Below are 17,900 nucleotides of genomic sequence, written 5' to 3' on the forward strand. Positions count from 1 at the left end.
ATGTACGTCCTGTTTCGTGCGCGTCGGCTGCTGGGCAGTGTCCCGGCCCTGATCGCCCTGGTGCTGATTGCACTGGGTATCCATTCCCAAACCCTCAAAGTCGAGCCGGTGTATGACGAGTCGGCGGTCGAGTTGGCGTTGGTCGAACCCGAGCCGGAAGTGATCCCGGAGCCGGTGGTTGAACAAGAGCCGCCACCGCCGGTGATCGAGGATGAAGAGGCCGAGCCAGCCCCGCCTCCGCCGCCGCCCAAGCCACTGCCAAAACCCAAACCCGAGCCCAAGCCAAAACCTGTGCCCAAGCCGGTGGTGGCCAAGCCGACACCGACGCCGACACCGCCACCTGTGGCTGCCAAACCGGCACCTGCCGCCGTGGCCCAGACCGCCCCGACACCTGCACCGCCCGCGCCGCCAAAGGTCGACGGCCAGGCGCTGGAAGGCGGTTACCTCAAGGGTTTGCGCAACGAGTTGGACACCTACAAGCAATACCCCACCGGACGCCAAGCCTCCCTCGAACGCCCAAGCGGCGAGGTCGTGGTCTGGTTACTGGTAGACCGCCAGGGTCGCGTTCTGGACTCCGGCTTACAAACCCAGGCGTCAAGCATGTTGCTCAACCGGGCAGCCACCAACAGCTTGCGTCGTATCAAGCAAGTCAAGCCGTTCCCCGAGCAAGCCTTCGGGGGGCGCAATGAGCAGCGCTTCACCGCCACCTTCAACTACAGCGTGCAATAAGCACCCGACACCAGGACGACAGTGATGAGGTTCACACGGATTCATCTGGCACTCGTTGCCGCAAGCATGGGCCATGGAATGGTCATGGCAGACACCAGCGACAGCGACGTCGGCACGATTGGGGTTCAGGGCAAGGCCACGGCAGGTGGCGGCTACATGGTGCAAGAAGAAAGCATCAAGAGCCGCTCCACCGTGACCAAGGAAGCGCTGGATAAACAAACCGCCACCGGTAACGCGATCGACAAGCTCAAGTACACCCCGGGCCTGAACATCTCCAGCGAAGACAACACCGGTCTGTCGGGCTTCCGTTTCACCATGCGCGGCCTCAACTCCGACCAAGTGGGCATGTCGGTAGACGGTATGCCGATCAACGACTCCGGCAACTACGCGTTGTATTCAAACCTGCTGGGCGACCCGGAAAACATCGACCAGATCTTCGTCACCCAGGGCTCATCCGAAGCCGACGGCCCGCACATCGGTTCCAGCGGCGGCAACATCGGTATCGTGACCATTCGCCCGACCAAGGAAACCGGTGCGTTCGTCAAACAAGTGATGGGCAGCAACGCTACCCGCAAGACCTTTGCGCGCCTGAACACCGGTGAAGTCAACGGCCTGAGCAACTGGCTGTCGGTGTCCCATACCGAAGGTGACATGTGGCGCGGCTCGGGTGCCGTGCGTGCAGACAAGGTGGAGTGGAACAGCTTCTTCGATGCCGGCAACGGCAACACTGCCAACCTGATCCTCAAGTACCACGAGCAGGACAACAACAGTTACAGCCAACTGACCAAGGCCCAGTACCAGCAGAATGGCCGCAAGTACGACCCCTACCCGGCCACCCCGACCGTGGGCAGCAACGGCAAGGTCAACAGCTACTACGCCCTGGCGCAGAACCCGTTCCAGACCTTTACCGGCGTACTCAACACCCAGTTCAAGCTGGCCGATAACCTGGCCCTCTCGGTCATCCCGTATTACTACTGGGGCAACGGCAGCGGCGTGGGCTCCTCCAGCTACGCACTCAACCGCGGCTCGAACGCGGGCGGTGTATTCGACCTGAGCAACCTGCCGACCGCCGCGCAGTACAACGCCGACGGTTCTTCCACGACCGGCGTGTACTACCGCCCTTCCCGCACCCAGACCTGGCGCCCAGGTATCACCACCAAGCTGAACTGGGACCTGGACGAACACAGCCTGCAATTCGGCTACTGGTATGAGCGCGCACGCCAAAGCCAGACCCAACCGTTCATTGCGCTCAAGAACAGCGGCAAGCCTAGCGACACCTGGCCGGATGGCAACGCCGTGGTCGACGCCAACGGCAACACCGTACAAGGTCGCGACCGCTTCACCGTGACCCCGGCGCAAAAAGTCTGGGCCCAGGACACTTGGTACATCAACCCGGACTGGACCCTGGTGGCGGGCCTCGCCTACATGAACGTCGAGCGTGACGGCACCAACCACGGCAGCCTCACCGAGCAAGCCGAAAAACGTAACCAGACCTACAACAAGCTGCTGCCCAACGTCGGCCTCAAGTACCAACTGGATGAGCGTGACCAGTTGTTCTACAGCCTGTCGCGCAACATGCGTATCCCGCAGAACTACGTGCTGTACGACAAGGGCCTGGACTCGATCAACTCCAAGCCCGAAACCAGCTGGAACCACGAGTTGGGCTGGCGCTTCACCGGTGACGACATGACCGTCGCCGCAACCTTGTTCTACATGCAGTTCAAGGATCGCCAGGTCTCGTCAAAGGATATCAACGGCGACTTCGCCGACATCAACGCCGGCTCCGTCAACAACAGCGGTCTGGAACTGGAGTGGAGCGGCCTGCTGCCCAATCACTTCAACTACTACACCTCCTACACCTACACCAAGGCCGAGCAGCAAGACGACCTGACCGTCTACAACGCAGGAAAAGCGATCCTGTTGCCGACCAGTGGCAAGCAGTTCGCCAACGTGCCGAAAAACATGCTGGCGGCCAACATCGGGTATGACGACGGGCGCTTCTACGGCACCTTCGGCGGCAAGTACACCAGCAAGCTCTACGGCGACCTGACCAACGACGAAGCGATCTCCGGGCGCACCGTCTTCAACGCCGGCGCCGGTATCTACCTGCCGGTGGACAAGAAAGTCGTGAAAGACGCGACCCTGCGCCTGAACGTCGACAACCTGTTCGACAAGAAGTACCTGGATGGCGTGTACACCACCAAGACCAACTCGGCCACCTACAGCGGTTTCCGCGACGGCGACCCGGCGTACATCGTTGGCCTGGAACGCACCGTGACGGTTTCCCTGGAAGCCAATTTCTAACTGCGAGGTAAGTGAACATGGACATGAATGTGCTCCACGACATCACCTTCTATGTGATGTACGCCGCGATGGCCATCGCCATCTTTATCACCATCGAACGTGGGATCTTCTTCGCCTATGTGCGCCGCCAAGCGCGCGCCCTGACCGAAGTGCTGGGCGCCAATGTGCACAGCGAGCGTGACCTGCCAGAAAGCCTGACCCGTCGCGACAGCCTGCCGTTGAGCATGGTGCTGCCGGTATTGGCACAGAAAGCCACCCACGGTTCGCGCAAGGACCTGGATGACGTGATCGAAACCCAGTACCTGACCACCCGTGCCCCACTGGCCCGCAGCCTGTGGATCATCGAAACCATCACCACTGCAGCGCCATTGCTGGGCTTGCTGGGGACCATCCTCGGCATCATCGACACCTTCAAGGCGCTGGCCTCGGCCGGTGTGTCCGACCCAGGCCAGATTTCCGGTGGTATCGGTACGGCCTTGTTCGCAACCGGCCTGGGGATCGCCATCGCGCTGTTCTGCGTGGTGTTCCACAACTTCTTCCAGGACAGCCTGGAGCGCATCAACGATCAGTTGAAGATCCTGCTGATCCGCGCTGCCACCGGCGCCCGCGTACAAAGCGAAGTGCCACACCTGGTACCGACACCGCTGCACAGCCGCACCGCGTAATCGTTCAGGCGGGCGCGCAATGCGCCCGCCTTTTTTCTACAAAGAGATCCCTATGCCCATCTCCTTGAAGTTGCGTATCGCAGGCCTCGCCGGCTTGCTCCTCAGTCCGCTTGCCCAGGCGGACTTTTCAATTGCGGGGTTTGAACTGGTACACACCGTGCCGGTCGACACCGCCCTGGGTACCTCCGATCTACGCCAGCCAGGCCCGGTGTGGATCGAACTGTTTGACGCGGCCAAAAGCAGTATTGATATCGGCCAGTTCTACGCGGCCGATCACCCCGGCTCGGTGATGGACACCGTGATTGAGCACCTTGAAGCCGCCGGTAAACGCGGTGTGAAGATTCGCTTTTTGCTCGAAGAAAAAGGCATCAAGCTGTCGGAAGCGTCCACCCTGGAACGCTTGCGTGCGATCCCCAACCTCACCTTCCGTGTGCTCGCCTATGGGCAACTGAGCGGTGGGATCATCCATGCCAAATACATGGTGGTCGACGGCAAGCAGGCGTTTGTCGGCAGCCAGAATTTTGATTGGCGTTCGCTGGAACACATCCACGAAACCGGGCTGCGCATCAGCGACCCAACCGTGGTTGGCCAGGTGCAGGCCATCTTCAATCAAGACTGGCAAGCCCAGGCCGCCCTTGCCGAGAACAAACCCGTGCCGCTGCCCGTCGCTGGCACGGAACCGCCACGCACCGGCAATTACCTGGTCGCCAGCCCGCAACGCTACAACCCGCCGGGCGTCGGTGATTCACAGCTGGAACTGCCACGCCTTCTCGGCGAGGCGAAAAAGGAAGTGCGCGTGCAATTGCTGGACTATGCACCGCTGTCCTACGGGCCAGACCGAACGCGTCCGTACTACGCGGTGATCGATAATGCCGTGCGCGCAGCCGCAGCGCGTGGCGTGTCGATCAAGCTGATGGTGTCCAACTGGAACACTGACAAACTCGAACTGCCCTACCTCAAGAGCTTGGCCGTACTGCCCAACGTGCAGGTCAAAATCGTCACGCTGCCCGAAGCCAAGCAAGGGTTTATCCCGTACGCGCGGGTGATCCACAGCAAGACGATGGAAGTTGATGGGCAAGTGGCGTGGATCGGCACCAGCAACTGGCTGGGCGGTTACCTGGATAACTCACGCAACCTTGAGGTGGTGATGCACAACGAACCGATGGCCAAACGTGTGGGGGAATTGCACGAGCAACTGTGGGATGGGCCCTACGCCAAAGCCTTGAATGCCATAGATGAATACCCCGCACCTCACCCCGGACAGCCTTGACGCTTTGCACCTGAGTAATGGTAGTGTGTGGAAATGTTTCTGACGTTTCGGTCAGAAACTTCTTACTCACTACCTGCAAAGGAATGCCTCTAGCAATGCACTTTCCACTCAAGCAATTGGCTGCGGCCACCCTGTTCGCCGTCGGCCTTTCGGCTGTCACCACGCCCGCCTTCGCCACTATCACCCCAGATCAAAGTGCGGCGATTCTCAAGAGTTTCAACGAAACTTCTGTCACGGATTTCCGTGGTTTCCTAGGCACCCTGGCCAAGGGCGACCTGGGCAAAACAAGCGACGTGGGCCCGGCGATCAGCGCCTTTCTCGACAACAAAACCTTGAGCGCCGACCAGCAAAACGAAATCAATCGACTGCTGGGCATTTACACGCGGGTCAAGTACGGCAAGGCCGCCACCGAAACCCTGCGTGAGCTGGTGGAAATCCCGACGTTCAACGTCGACGGCCTGCCCCAGTACAAGAACCCGGAATTCCTCAAGATCGCCGGCAAGATCCAGGACCTGGCCAAAGCCTTCAACCTGAACTTCCGCAATATCGATAACCGCGTGTACGAAATCTCCCTGGAAGGCAACGGCGATGAAGTCGTCGGCATCCACGCCCACGCCGACGTTGTGCCGGTGACACCGGAAAACTGGGTGCTGAAGGATGGCACCAAACTCGACCCGTTCAAGGTCACGCTGATTGGCGACCGCATGTACGGCCGTGGCACTGAGGATGACAAGAACGGCATCGTCGTGGCGATGTATGCCATGAAGGTCATCAAGGAAGAGAAGTTACCGCTGGCGCGCACGTTCAAGTTGCTGGTGGACACCACCGAGGAAACCTCCGGCGACGCGATCCCTTACTACTTCGAACACAACCCGACGCCGCAGTACAACCTGGCGCTGGATGGCGGCTACCCGGTGGTGATTGCCGAAAAAGGCTACGGCACCGTCATGGCCACCTTCCCGCGCCGCAAAGGTGAAGGCAAAGGCGCAGAAATCATTTCGATGACCGGCGGCATGGCGACCAACCAGATTCCGTCGGCGTCGGTGGCGACGTTCGTGAGCGACAAGCCTGCAGAATTGGCCGCCAGCCTGCAAAAAGCCGGCGCGGAGTACGTCAAGGCGAACGGCGCTGATTTCGAAGTGGCCGCCAAGGTGGTCGGCAAAGAGGTCAAGCTGACGGTGACCGGGGTGTCGGCGCACTCCTCCGAACCGGAGTCCGGGGTGAACCCGGTCTCGCGCATGCTGGAGTTGATCCACAGCGTTGATGGCAAGATCGCCCTCAAGCACAACCACATCACCGATGCGGCACGTTACGCCTCCGACAACTGGGGCCTGGATTACCTGGGCGGCAAATTGGGCGTGGGCTTCTCCGATGCGTTCATGGGGCCGCTGACCACGTCGCTGACGTTTGTCGGGCTGGATGACAAGGCCTTCAAGCTGGCCGTGAACCTGCGGGTGCCGAAGGGCAAGTCCCCGGAAAAACTCAAAGCCGAGATTGCCGAAAAACTGAGCGCCTGGGACAAGAAATCCAAGGTCAAGGTGGACTTCACATACTCGGTCGCAGAACCGATGTACCGCAACCCGGAAGGCGAATGGGTGAAGGCGCTGTTGGCAGTGGCCAGTGAAAACCTGGGCATGGAACATAAGTTCGGTACTTCAGCCGGCGCAACCTCAGTGCATGAACTGCCCAATGGCGTGCAGTTCGGCCTGGCGCGCCCGGAAGTAAAATATACCGGGCACACCGACAATGAGTTCAAGACGGTGGACCAGTTCCTGCTGGACTTGCAGATCGTCACTGAAATGATGGGCCGTGTGGGGCAGTTGCCAAAGCTCTGATCCACGCCGTGATGTAAAGGAGCCCGCCGCAATGGCGGGCTCTTCAGGCGTGCAGCATCAACATATCCTCAAAAAATCCACCGACAGGTTCCGTGGGATGGCACAGCTGGATCTCCAGGACCCAGGCCATTTCACTCGGGGGAATTTCCAGGTCCGCCAGCTCTTTGTTTTCGAACAACGCGTGAGGGAAATCCGCAAGGCGATGGCCCGCAAGGTTGCGCGCCAGCCTCCAGCCTTTTGACACGGCGCTTTGATCGGCATAGTCATAGAGTTCGCGGCCGGTCAGGCCACGCAACCAGGCTTCGCGGGTCTCGTCGAACACTTCGTGAAGCGCGGTTTTGCACGCCAGGTGCAGCGGCGAGTCACCGAACACAAAGGTATCGCCGTAGTCGCCCTCGTAGCCGTCCCACACCGGCCCCAGGTCAACCACGACGATATCGCTGGCGCGCAGCCTGCGCTGGCGGTCAATCCCTTCGCGGGATGGGCGGATGGTGTCGTCGCCAAAGCGGATATAGGTCGGGTGCCAGGTGTGGGACGCGCCCATGGACTGCAACTGTTCAGCGGCCATATCGAGGGCCTCGCCGGTCGTCATGCCAACCCTCAATTGACTGGCGATTGCCGCCAGGGCGCGAATGGACTGCGCGCGCGCCGCCAGCATGCCGTCAAGAGAGTAGCGCGGGCCGACCTTTTCCCAAATCGGATGCAGTGACATTGGCGCGTTGCCAGCACTCGACTGGCCGCTGGGCACAAAGGCTTCCGCGACAAACCGGTGGCTGGGCAAACCCGCGTCAAGGCAGTGAGTACGCACCTGACTGATCATCGAACTATTTCCGCACGCGTACACGTGGGCCGTTTCCCAGGGATGCCCATGGCTCAGCGCAACCTCCTGCACCCGCCCCTGCGAAGCCAGCACCGGGTGCCAGTGAAAACGCGGATGGTCGATGACGGCTCTATCCAGGAACACGCCGTCGTAAAAATCTGTCGGCTGCGTGCCACCCCAGTACAACGTCACGTCGACATCACGCGCCAACGCGGTCAGAAGAATCGGTTTGATACCCGCGTAACCGGTGCCCGTGGCGAACAGGACCACAGGTGCATCGTCATTGTCCTGCCAGGTACAGGCACCAAAAGGCCCTTCCAACTGCAACAGATCGCCGGCATCAAGGTCGCCCAGGATGACCTCGGAAAAAAGCCCGCCGCTCACTTGGCGAATCTGGAAAACGAGGCGCCCATCGTCCTCGCCCGGGAGGTTGGCGATCGAGAAACACCGCGAATCGCCGTCGACCAGGCGGAACTTGAGGTACTGCCCCGCTCGCACCGCCAACGGTCTGTCCGGCATCACGACCAACTCAACGATGTCGGGGCTCAATGCGCGTTTGCTCACGACCTGCGCCTCAACCATCAATACCGGCGTGTCCAGGCACCAACCGGGAATTTCCAGGCGCATGTCGCCGCACGCGTGGCTCTGGCACAGCAGCATTTCATTGGCCGCGAGCGGATAGCATGGCGCGGGAGCGTCCGGCGCCAGGTGCTTGGCCCGGTACTCGCCTTGCGCCACCAGCACCTTGCATGACCCGCACGCGCCGCGTCGGCACGAGAACGGCACGGACAGGCCATTGGCGAGCATCGCGTCGAGCAACAACTCGTCACCGGTTTCAAAGGTCTTCCCCGAGGGGGACAGTTCGATGACATGACGTGTATTCATAACAACCTCGGGGTGAGTGAGGCCTGATTGTTGCGCTAGACTAGGCCCATTAAAACCTCCAGTTTTGGATACTTCAGATGGTCCAGATGCGAAAATGGCGGCCGCTGCTCAAGCTGGACGAACGTGCCGGCCAAGCGTCCTATCGCACGATTGCCGAAGGCCTCGTGACCGCCATCGTCGAGGGGCGATTGCCGCCCGGTACGTTGTTGCCGGGCACGCGGGAAATGGCGCAATTACTCGACGTCAACCGCAAGACCGTGATCCTGGCCTACGAAGAGGCCATGACCAAGGGTTGGCTGGTCAGCGAGCCGCGACGCGGGACCTTCGTCAATGCGCAACTGGCGCCCAAGCACCTGCCGAGTCGCGTGCAGCAGTCCTTTGCACCGCCTATCCTGGCCCAGCCGGTCGTGCCGTATTTCACCCAGAACGCCCAGGTGACGGCGCTGCAACACCAGCAAAACGCACTGTTTTTCGATAACGGCACCAGCGACCACCGCTTGCTGCCCCAAGCCGTGCTGCATCGCTATTACCGCAATGCCCTGCGCAACAGCTTTACATCCAACACCGTGCGCTACGGCAGCGAGGGCACTGGTTACCATCTACGCTGCGCACTGGCCGAAATGTTGCGCAATAACCGCGGGCTGACGGTAGGCGCCGAGAACATCTGCCTGACCCAAGGCACCCAAATGTCGCTGTACCTGACCGCCAGCCTCTTGCTGAAACCCGGCGACGTGGTGCTGGTGGAGCGCCTGAGTTACCCGCCGGCCTGGGAGATTTTCCGAAAGCTGGGCGCGCAACTGGTCACGGTGGACGTAGACGAAGAAGGCTGTCGCACCGACCAGATCGATCGCCTGTGCCGCACGCATAAAGTGCGCATGATCTATCTCACGCCACACCACCAGTTCCCCACCACCGTGAGCCTGCACGCGGCGCGACGGCAACAACTGTTGGCATTGGCGGCGCTGCATGACTTCTGCATCATCGAAGAAGATTACGACCACGAATATCACTTCAACGGGCGGCCCTACCTGCCCCTGGCCAGCGACCGCGCGCAGCGCCATGTGATCTATGTGGGTTCATTATCCAAGGCGCTCGGCTCAACGTTTCGCTGCAGTTATGTGGTTGCCCCCGCGCAGGTGGTTGAGGCCCTGCACAGCAACGCCGCGCTGATGCTGGGCGATGCCGATGCAGTGGCGCAGAAGATGCTCGCCGACCTGATCAACGACGGCGAACTCAAGAAACATCTGCGCCGAGTCTCGAAGGAATACCGCGCCCGTCGCGAAACCTTGCAGGGTTGCTTGCATGAGGCATTTGGCGATCGGATCAAGGTGCGGGAACCGGAAGGCGGCCTGGCGCTGTGGGTACGCTTCGACGACGAAATCAATGTTGATTCAATGGTGAGCGCGGCCGTTGGGCACGGGTTGGTCGTGCGCAGCGGTCGGCAATTCTCACCGATGGATCAGCCGGAAAATGCGCTGCGCCTGGGATTCGCCTCACTCAACCAGGATGAAATCCGCGAGGCGACGTTGCGTCTGGCCCGAGCATGTGGGGAGGAAAACGAAACGCCCGCCGAAGACAGTCAAAACTGACAGCCTATTGCACCAGCAATTGTAGGACGACTCTTGATCACCCACCCTCTATTGAAGTGCCAAATCTTGTTTGCCTAGAGTGACGCCAGCAGCGAATTTCCCTGCAGGACAGGCATAAACAGATGAGTGCACGCGATGAGTGACGCCCTATCGAACGGAACCACCCACACACAACCAACACCTGCCGCTTTACCCGACAACACCCCTGAACCGACATCTACTGACACCAAGCCTGAACTGCTGCTCGCAGATCCCGAGTTCGTCATGCGCGGTGTGGCGTGGAACCCGCTGTGCGATGCCGCCACGCCCTTGATCGGCCTGGTGATCCGAATACGGCGCCTGGACCAGCATGCGGACGTGCCTGCGTTGTACCGCAGCGTCAGCAACCAGATCACCACAATCATGGAAGAAGTCAGCCTACTCGACTACGACGACGGCATGCTCAAGGCCTATTCCTACAGCCTGTGCCTGTTATTGGATGAAGTTGTCATGAACACCGCCTGGGGCAAGTCCTCCACGTGGAGTGCACGCTCACTGCTCAGTCAGTTTCATGCAGAGACGTGGGGTGGCGAAAAATTCTTTACCGTCATGAACAACATGATCCCCGAAGCGGCCCGGTACCAGCATGTACTGGAGTTCATGTACCAGTGCCTGGTCTCCGGTCTCAAGGGCAAATATGGCGCCCATACCAACGGCGACGACGAAGTACAAAAAATCATCACCCAACTGCACGGCCTGCTGCGTCCCCTGCGCGGCGAAACACCCAAGCGCCTGACCAACCCACTGGCCAACGTCGCCCCGCGCAATTACCGCATCAAACGCACGTGGCCGCTGTGGACGCCGTGGGCCCTGGCCGCCGTCGTACTGGCCACGGCTTACACGATCTACACCCTGCGCCTGAACGCTATCACCCAAGAGGTGCTTGCCTCGCTGGACAAAATTCTAAAGCTCTGACCCCTACGTAAAAAACTATCAGGAGGCCATATGCCTGCCGTCGTATTGGTCGGTCACGACCATGCTTGTCCATCGTGTGGACCGGTCACTGTCACCAGTGGATCAGGAAGTTTCACTGTCAACGGACGAGCCGTCGCCCGTGTTGGCGACACGCTCGGTTGCGGAGCCGTAATTTCCAGCGGTTCAGCGTTGATGATTATCGAAGGCCAACCTGTAGCAAGGATCGGGGACACCACCGATCACGGCGGCGTCCTGGAAAACGGCGACGCCAGCTGGCTGATCAACTGATCCAGACTCACCACAAGGAGGTTTCATGCCCCGTCAAAGCGACCTGCGTTACACCTTCGAACCGCTACGGGGCGATCCCTTCGAAGTGGTCTCATTTACCCTTCAGGAAGGCCTATCCCAACCGTTCAAACTGGAACTCGAACTCGTCAGCCATCACCCGGCGATCGACTTCTACCGCATGCTCGACCTGTCGGCAGTGTTCACCATCTGGCGCGACGACACCCCGGTACGCTACGTCCACGGTTTGGTCAGCCTGTTCCAGCAAGGTGACACCGGCTTTCGCCGCACTCGCTACACCGCCATAGTTGAACCGACTCTGAAACGTTTCGACCTGCGCTCCAACTGGCGCATCTTCCAGGGCCAGACCGTGCCCGACATCATCACCAGCATGCTGGCCGAGCAAAAGCTGACTGACATCCGCAGCGAGATCTGCTTCGAGCATCAGCCTCGCGAATACTGCGTACAGGCCGGCGAAACCGACCTCGACTTCATCGCCCGCCTCGCCGCCGAGGAAGGCCTGCTCTACACCTTCGAACACCGCGTCGACGGCCACACCCTCATCCTCACCGACCGCGTCGGCGGCCTCGGCACCATCGGCACCCACACCGATTGCCCGGTGATCTACCAGCCCATGGGTGGCGGCGACTCCAAGGAACCGGCGCTGAACCGCTTCCACTACACCGAACAAGTGCGCACCGCCGTGCAGGTGCAGCGCGACTACACCTTCACCCATCCGCGCTATAGCCAGCAGCACACTGCCACTGGCGATCAGGACCTGAACAACCAGCACAAAGACTACGAACGCTACGACTACCCAGGCCGTTACAAGCGCGATATCGCCGGCAAGCCCTTCACCAAAACCCGCCTGGCCGCGCTGCGCAACGACGCCAAGTTGGCGCACCTGGAAGGCGACGATGAGCGCCTGCAACCCGGGTTGGCGTTCGACCTCAACGAGCATCCGCGTGAAGACTTCAATGACCGCTGGCGAACCATCGCCATCAGACACGAAGGCAAGCAGCACACCAGCTTGCAGGAAGAGTCGTTCGGCAGTGGCCTTGGTACGTCTTACTCGTTGAAAGCCAGCGCCATCCGCTGGACCTCGGATTGGAAAGCGCCACTGCGTGACAAACCGTGCATCGACGGCCCGCAAATGGCCACGGTGGTCGGGCCTCCCGGCGAGGAGATTTATTGCGATGAATGGGGCCGGGTCAAGGTGCAGTTTCCGTGGGACCGTTCGGACAAAAACAACGACCAGAGTTCGTGCTGGATCCGTGTCGCTCAAGGCTGGGCAGGCGCGACGTGGGGGGCCATGGCCGTGCCGCGCGTGAATCAGGAACTGATCATCAGCTTTTTGGATGGCGACCCTGACCAGCCTATCGCCACGGGCCGCACCTACCGCCAGACCAATCTGCCGCCGTATGAGCTGCCCAAGCACAAGACACGGATGACCATCAAAAGCCGCACTCATAAGGGTGATGGCTTCAATGAACTGCGTTTTGAGGATGAGTTGGGCCACCAGGAGGTGTTTATCCATGCCGAGAAAGACAAGAACGTTCATATCAAGAACAACAACACTCACTACGTGGGTAACGACCGAAGCGAGAAGGTCGAACACGACGAGCAGGTAGAAATCGGCCGCAACCGCAGCAAGCGAGTAGGTAACGATGAGCACATTGCTATTGTGCAGGATCAGCATCTGCAACTGGGCCGTGACCGAATTGAGACGCTGGGACGTAATCATCGCACCAGCATCGGCGGGGACCGCGTCGAGGAAATTGCCAACAACCGGCATGATAAAATTGCCGCTGACCATAATATCCAGATTGGAGGCAGTGCCGAGCAATCAGTCCAAAACCGCTACTCCCTGTGCGCAGGGCAACGCATTGAGCAAAAAACGACAGTGTTCGATGTTTCATCGGGCGAACGCATTGTCCTGAGGGCCCCCGGTGGCAGCATCACGATTGATAGCGATGGCATTACCCTTGATGGGCTGACCATCAAGATCAAAGGCCCCGTCACCACAGATGCAATCGGTATGGGCAACCCGCTCGGCAGCCCACCATCCCCCGCCGCACCACTTGGAGCATTCCTGGGACGTTACACGTTGCTGAAGAACGATCAACGTGCTTTCGCGGGCTATCGATATCGCATCACTGATGGCGCCACCCTACTCAGCGAAGGCCTCACCTGCCCCCAAGGGGCAACTGACTGGACTGTTACCGAGGCATCCAGACCCGTGCAGGCCCACAAGGCAATCATGCGCGACGATCAGCGAATCACCGAAACCTGGCAGCCCTATCTGATGGCTTTCGATGATGAGACCCCACCTGTAGAGACCAAGGTCATTTTTCCTGATGACTTTCTTGCCCATTACAGCGAAGGCCTCGACTGATGCCAGTAATCCCCATTGCCCGAACTCTCGCTCACGTTATCGACAAAGCCTATCGGGCCTACCGAGCAAACCAGGCTTATGAAAACGCCAAAACTGCCGCCGAACTGGCCCAGCTTGCCGTAGAGATTAACGAGCGAAGAAAGCAGATTAAAAAAGTTCTTCAAGACACCATCGAAGCAATGACGCGTGAAATCGACCGCAAAAGTTCCACGTTTGCCGCAGTAGACCGGGGTGGCAACAGCACGGTTTCTCGAAGAGGCAAGGAGAACGTGAATTTCAAGGAATACATCGAACGTAAAGTACCTTTTCGCCCAGCTATCAGCCAAGTCTGCACAGTCGCCCTGCAGGTGCCGATCAAGGTGCCACGCCGCATTCGCAAGAAGATCGCGGGCGACAGAGTGGAAACCACGATTGAGGTTGCACTCAAGCAGTTCACGGCCTCGTTGTTCTTTGAGTCCGTGGACGAGGCGCTGGAATGGAGAAGCCCACTCAAGGCCGAGCCGAACTACAACCGCAGCAGCCAAAAAGCGTTGCTTGGCGATCCAACAACTCGCCCCAAACGGTTTGGCAGCGCGATACAGCCATTCTGGCCTCGCCCGAGCTCTCTGGCACCGGATTTGGTGGTAGTGGAATACCGTCAGGAGCCCTTTGAGATCGAAAACGTATTTGCGGCGGTCGAGATCAAATTTCCGGGGGATTGGGTAAAGCAAACACAAATAAACGATTACGCACGACTGATGAGACCCAAAACAGGCGCCAACCGAGAAAAGATTGGGCGGGAGAAAGTGGCCTTGCTACGTGTTCCGGAAGATTGCACTGGCTCTGAAACGGATAACAGACAGCCCCCTACATCCAAGGGCGCCAAAAACAGGAGGTGAACGTGAGTACTACCCATAATTTGTTTGATGAAGATGAGCGTGATGAATTTATTGCAGAGCTCAAGGAGTGGCCAAACACTGATTGGGGTACTGACGATGCTCGACACAGCGTCAGCCCTTTCATCAGCTTCTACTTCCCCCCTGGCCCAGACAACCACCAAGAAGCAGCGCTGATGATGGTGGATATCCATGAAGCCTTCGAACAACTTCTTGGCAAGCCTTACACCGTTGGCACCCATCCAATGTCGGAGCGTCCACACCCATATGGCTCCACACGCCTGCCAGATCTTCGTGAACAGGCCAGGAAAATTTCTCGCTATAAAACTTTTGTCTTTAACTTCACTGATGAAAAAAACCATGCCACGTCCCCCACAACGGCAGGTTACTTCTGGCGAACATCATTTTTAGAATACGAAGGTAGTTATAACCCTTATTCCTCAATCACGTTCTATTACCGCTGGCAATGGTGGCTGGGCAACCGCGAAGCATGGCGCCGCTTTGTGCTTAAGACCATTGACCTGCTCAAGGCGCATCAGGTCTACAGCGGCTTCGCCATGGCCAACCCGCTTGAATTTGGTACGCGATCAGCCATCACCACTTGGGAGCGGGCACTCACCCCGAGTTTCTACGGCCTGGATATCGACTACACCTTCTGTATGAATAGTGAACTGGTCCACGGCATCCGCCCCCCCACCTGGGCCTTCCTGCTCGCCGACCACTGGCGCGAAAAACTTGACCTGACCCGCGAGCAAATACGTACGGCGCTGTCTCACCCACGCATCAGCATCACCGAATTACAGAGCGGCCAATGGATCGAACTGGGCGATCAGCCAGAGTTGTATCCGGTCGAACAAGGCGTGCCCGAACTGCCCATGCTCTTGAACAAACTGCTCAAGCCGATCCGCAATGACGACTTGGGATTGCTGGGCTTCGGCCAATGGGATGGCGACCCCAACGAGCGTTTTACCGATGCTGACAGTCGGCGCTGGATGGCCCGCTTTGACACTGACAGCGATTGGCCTACGCCAGCAACGCGCTTCATCGCTCCATTGCCCATGCCTTCTGCAAAAGCCTCTACACCGATGCCTATACGCATGGCGGCGGGAACCGCTTGCATTCAAGCCGGATGGTGGCTGGTTCCAGGGCAGGCGCAAACCCGGCGAGCCTTCAAACACGGCGAGATCATGCCAGGCCTCGATGCGGCGTCCACAGACGATCTGGTGACATGGCAGCGTGATCTTGATCAAACAGCACCAGCGCCGGCCCGCTATGCCAATACCCATGAACCGGCGCCTCGCGCGGGACGCTGGGAAGTTGAAAACAACCGATTCGTCGCACGCGATGTTCAGTTGAACGAACGGCTCCCCGCCCATGAAGGCCGGGTTGTGCGCTGGCACTGGACGGTCAGCGGCATGCGCGCGAACAGCGGTCAACCCTGCCCGTATCCGGGTACCTGGGTGTGTGAATATAAGTTGGAGAGTAAGCAAGTCATTGAGCACGGCGTTTTGATGCCGACTGTGGATGGCGAGAGCGTCGTCTGGCTTTGGATGGGACTGCAGCCATCGTGATAGCGACGGATAAGCATGGATTTTCGCGCACAAACAAAAACGCCGATCATCTCTGATCGGCGTTTTTGTTGAATATGGAGCGGGAAACGAGACTCGAACTCGCGACCCCGACCTTGGCAAGGTCGTGCTCTACCAACTGAGCTATTCCCGCAAATGGCGTCCCCTAGGGGACTCGAACCCCTGTTACCGCCGTGAAAGGGCGGTGTCCTAGGCCACTAGACGAAGGGGACACGCTACTGAAACACATGGTGTGTATTCCAGTGCCCAGAGGTTAAATCCGAAGATTATGCCCTGGTTTCACTCAGTGCCGCCCGAGAGCCACACTGCTTAAATTGGAGCGGGAAACGAGACTCGAACTCGCGACCCCGACCTTGGCAAGGTCGTGCTCTACCAACTGAGCTATTCCCGCATATGGCGTCCCCTAGGGGACTCGAACCCCTGTTACCGCCGTGAAAGGGCGGTGTCCTAGGCCACTAGACGAAGGGGACACACGTACAACATTCACTACTCGCCGCGTTTCGCTGTGTGCTTTACGCTTTAAGTGGCGCGCATTCTATGGATGGATTGAAAGGTCGTCAACCCCCAAGGATAAATTTATTAAAATCAATGACTTCGACCTGCTTTCCGAGCCTCTACAGGGATTGTACCCGTCTGGACCTTGACGCCTATATTCTGACGCGCGACAAGGCGCTATAGTTCGCCTTAGCAAATGATGGCAATGTGCATCTACGCAGGGAGCCCCGCGTTAAAAGCTTACCTATATAGAAGAATCTACCTGGGCAACTGGTCGATCAGTCCTATCCGCCGGATGGCCCAATCACTACACTCCACAGCAAACCCTATAAAGAGGTCACACCGGTGACACCACTCATGATCACCCTGCTGGTAATAGCCGGGATCGTAATACTGATCGCCATTGGCTACATGAACCATGTGGTGGAAAACAACAAGCTGGAGAAGAAGCGCACCGAGATCGAGCTCAACGATCGCCTGCGCCGTTGCGGTGAAATCACCGAGACCTTCCCTGGCCAGTTGATGACCCCGTCGCTCAAATTGTTGCTGACCCGCCTGGAGCTCAACGTCAACCAACGCCTGCTCCACCTCAACAAGAGCAGTGCACCGGTCAAGGCGCGCATCACCGAGTTGAATGCACTGGTCGCCCAGGGTGAGTCGATCCCGGTCAACAACCCGCCCGCCCCAATCCAGACCGAAGCCAAGGCCAAGGACGTACGCTTCCTGCTCGAAGCCCTGCACGGCCAAGTGACCCGCGCCGCCCAGGACGGCTTCCTGCCGACCAACGAGGCCAAGCACTGGATCAAGGAAATTCGCCATATCCTCGTGCTGTTGCACATCGAGTTCTTCAACAATCTCGGCCAGCATGCCTTGCAGCAAGGCCAACCGGGCCAGGCCCGACTGGCCTTCGAACGTGGCGTGCAGTACCTGCGCAAACAACCGGAGCCGGTGATCTACAGCGCACAACTGCAACAGTTGGAGGCACAACTGGCGCGCGCCAACTCCACCGTGCTGACCAACAGCAAGCCTGCCGAAGACGAGGTCAACGAATTGACCGAAGGCATGAAAGTGGTCGAAACCGACGCCGAGTGGAAAAAGAAAGTCATCTACGATTGATCGTCCGTGTCGCCTATGGCGAACATTGTTCGCCATAGGCCATCACTTTGCATCTATCCCCCCGCCTCCTTCTAGCGTAAAAAATGCCCCTCAC

At 59.0% G+C, this 17,900-nt stretch carries 13 protein-coding genes and 4 tRNA genes; 12 read left to right on the forward strand and 5 right to left on the reverse strand.

The window, feature by feature from the left end:
- The 5 genes from CFE47_RS22140 (at position 1) to CFE47_RS22160 (ending at position 6,803) form a co-directional block, all read left to right on the forward strand.
- Entirely contained in the window at positions 1–729 is a 729-nt protein-coding gene (locus CFE47_RS22140) for an energy transducer TonB family protein (protein ID WP_286840480.1), read from the forward strand.
- A gap of 24 nt (positions 730–753) precedes the next feature.
- Positions 754–3,033, forward strand: coding sequence for a TonB-dependent receptor (locus CFE47_RS22145; protein WP_286840481.1), 2,280 nt, complete (start codon positions 754–756; stop codon positions 3,031–3,033).
- A 17-nt stretch (positions 3,034–3,050) separates the two neighbouring features.
- Positions 3,051–3,698 carry a MotA/TolQ/ExbB proton channel family protein gene (locus CFE47_RS22150; protein ID WP_185710581.1) on the forward strand — a complete coding sequence of 216 codons (648 nt, stop codon included), beginning with the start codon at positions 3,051–3,053 and terminating at the stop codon, positions 3,696–3,698.
- A 52-nt stretch (positions 3,699–3,750) separates the two neighbouring features.
- Complete coding sequence (locus CFE47_RS22155; protein WP_286840482.1) at positions 3,751–4,968, forward strand: phospholipase D-like domain-containing protein; 1,218 nt, start codon at positions 3,751–3,753, stop codon at positions 4,966–4,968.
- A gap of 95 nt (positions 4,969–5,063) precedes the next feature.
- Positions 5,064–6,803 carry a dipeptidase gene (locus CFE47_RS22160; protein ID WP_286840483.1) on the forward strand — a complete coding sequence of 580 codons (1,740 nt, stop codon included), beginning with the start codon at positions 5,064–5,066 and terminating at the stop codon, positions 6,801–6,803.
- Positions 6,804–6,846: 43 nt separating this feature from the next.
- Here CFE47_RS22160 and CFE47_RS22165 read toward each other — a convergent pair whose 3' ends face one another.
- Entirely contained in the window at positions 6,847–8,508 is a 1,662-nt protein-coding gene (locus CFE47_RS22165; RefSeq protein ID WP_286840484.1) for a M24 family metallopeptidase, read from the reverse strand.
- A gap of 77 nt (positions 8,509–8,585) precedes the next feature.
- On the opposite strand from CFE47_RS22165, the gene pdxR reads away from it, so the two are divergent.
- The 6 genes from pdxR (at position 8,586) to CFE47_RS22195 (ending at position 16,177) form a co-directional block, all read left to right on the forward strand.
- Complete coding sequence (gene pdxR / locus CFE47_RS22170; RefSeq protein ID WP_286840486.1) at positions 8,586–10,097, forward strand: MocR-like pyridoxine biosynthesis transcription factor PdxR; 1,512 nt, start codon at positions 8,586–8,588, stop codon at positions 10,095–10,097.
- Positions 10,098–10,232: 135 nt separating this feature from the next.
- A complete protein-coding gene (gene icmH / locus CFE47_RS22175) occupies positions 10,233–11,051 on the forward strand; it encodes a type IVB secretion system protein IcmH/DotU (protein WP_286840488.1) in 819 nt (272 codons plus the stop codon).
- 30 nt (positions 11,052–11,081) lie between these two features.
- Positions 11,082–11,339, forward strand: a complete 258-nt coding sequence (locus CFE47_RS22180; protein WP_286840490.1) for a PAAR domain-containing protein — start codon at positions 11,082–11,084, stop codon at positions 11,337–11,339.
- Between the two features lie 25 nt (positions 11,340–11,364).
- Entirely contained in the window at positions 11,365–13,731 is a 2,367-nt protein-coding gene (locus tag CFE47_RS22185) for a type VI secretion system Vgr family protein (RefSeq protein WP_286840492.1), read from the forward strand.
- A complete protein-coding gene (locus CFE47_RS22190) occupies positions 13,731–14,609 on the forward strand; it encodes a VRR-NUC domain-containing protein (protein ID WP_286840494.1) in 879 nt (292 codons plus the stop codon). The genes CFE47_RS22185 and CFE47_RS22190 overlap by 1 nt, the downstream gene beginning before the upstream one ends.
- 2 nt (positions 14,610–14,611) lie before the next feature.
- Positions 14,612–16,177 carry a type VI immunity family protein gene (locus CFE47_RS22195; protein ID WP_286840496.1) on the forward strand — a complete coding sequence of 522 codons (1,566 nt, stop codon included), beginning with the start codon at positions 14,612–14,614 and terminating at the stop codon, positions 16,175–16,177.
- 75 nt (positions 16,178–16,252) lie between these two features.
- Here the strand turns inward: CFE47_RS22195 and CFE47_RS22200 are convergent.
- The 4 genes from CFE47_RS22200 to CFE47_RS22215 all read right to left on the reverse strand — a co-directional run bounded on the left by CFE47_RS22200 (position 16,253) and on the right by CFE47_RS22215 (position 16,665).
- Positions 16,253–16,328, reverse strand: a tRNA-Gly gene (locus CFE47_RS22200).
- A 3-nt stretch (positions 16,329–16,331) separates the two neighbouring features.
- A tRNA-Glu gene (locus CFE47_RS22205) sits at positions 16,332–16,407 on the reverse strand.
- A gap of 103 nt (positions 16,408–16,510) precedes the next feature.
- Positions 16,511–16,586, reverse strand: a tRNA-Gly gene (locus CFE47_RS22210).
- Between the two features lie 3 nt (positions 16,587–16,589).
- Positions 16,590–16,665 (reverse strand) — tRNA-Glu (locus tag CFE47_RS22215).
- 370 nt (positions 16,666–17,035) lie between these two features.
- Here CFE47_RS22215 and CFE47_RS22220 point away from each other — a divergent pair.
- Positions 17,036–17,806 carry a hypothetical protein gene (locus CFE47_RS22220; RefSeq protein WP_185708904.1) on the forward strand — a complete coding sequence of 257 codons (771 nt, stop codon included), beginning with the start codon at positions 17,036–17,038 and terminating at the stop codon, positions 17,804–17,806.
- Positions 17,807–17,900 lie beyond the last annotated feature (94 nt).

It is taken from the genome of Pseudomonas sp. PGPPP1 (genome assembly GCF_002255865.1).
Taxonomy (GTDB): Bacteria; Pseudomonadota; Gammaproteobacteria; order Pseudomonadales; family Pseudomonadaceae; genus Aquipseudomonas; species Aquipseudomonas cremoris.

Excerpts from the sequence above, each read along its gene's own strand:
- CFE47_RS22140 (WP_286840480.1), top strand. The coding sequence starts at position 1 with ATGTACGTCCTGTTTCGTGCGCGTCGGCTGCTGGGCAGTGTCCCGGCC.
- CFE47_RS22145 (WP_286840481.1), top strand. The coding sequence starts at position 754 with ATGAGGTTCACACGGATTCATCTGGCACTCGTTGCCGCAAGCATGGGC.
- CFE47_RS22150 (WP_185710581.1), top strand. The coding sequence starts at position 3,051 with ATGGACATGAATGTGCTCCACGACATCACCTTCTATGTGATGTACGCC.
- CFE47_RS22155 (WP_286840482.1), top strand. The coding sequence starts at position 3,751 with ATGCCCATCTCCTTGAAGTTGCGTATCGCAGGCCTCGCCGGCTTGCTC.
- CFE47_RS22160 (WP_286840483.1), top strand. The coding sequence starts at position 5,064 with ATGCACTTTCCACTCAAGCAATTGGCTGCGGCCACCCTGTTCGCCGTC.
- CFE47_RS22165 (WP_286840484.1), bottom strand. The coding sequence starts at position 8,508 with ATGAATACACGTCATGTCATCGAACTGTCCCCCTCGGGGAAGACCTTT.
- pdxR (WP_286840486.1), top strand. The coding sequence starts at position 8,586 with ATGGTCCAGATGCGAAAATGGCGGCCGCTGCTCAAGCTGGACGAACGT.
- icmH (WP_286840488.1), top strand. The coding sequence starts at position 10,233 with ATGAGTGACGCCCTATCGAACGGAACCACCCACACACAACCAACACCT.
- CFE47_RS22180 (WP_286840490.1), top strand. The coding sequence starts at position 11,082 with ATGCCTGCCGTCGTATTGGTCGGTCACGACCATGCTTGTCCATCGTGT.
- CFE47_RS22185 (WP_286840492.1), top strand. The coding sequence starts at position 11,365 with ATGCCCCGTCAAAGCGACCTGCGTTACACCTTCGAACCGCTACGGGGC.
- CFE47_RS22190 (WP_286840494.1), top strand. The coding sequence starts at position 13,731 with ATGCCAGTAATCCCCATTGCCCGAACTCTCGCTCACGTTATCGACAAA.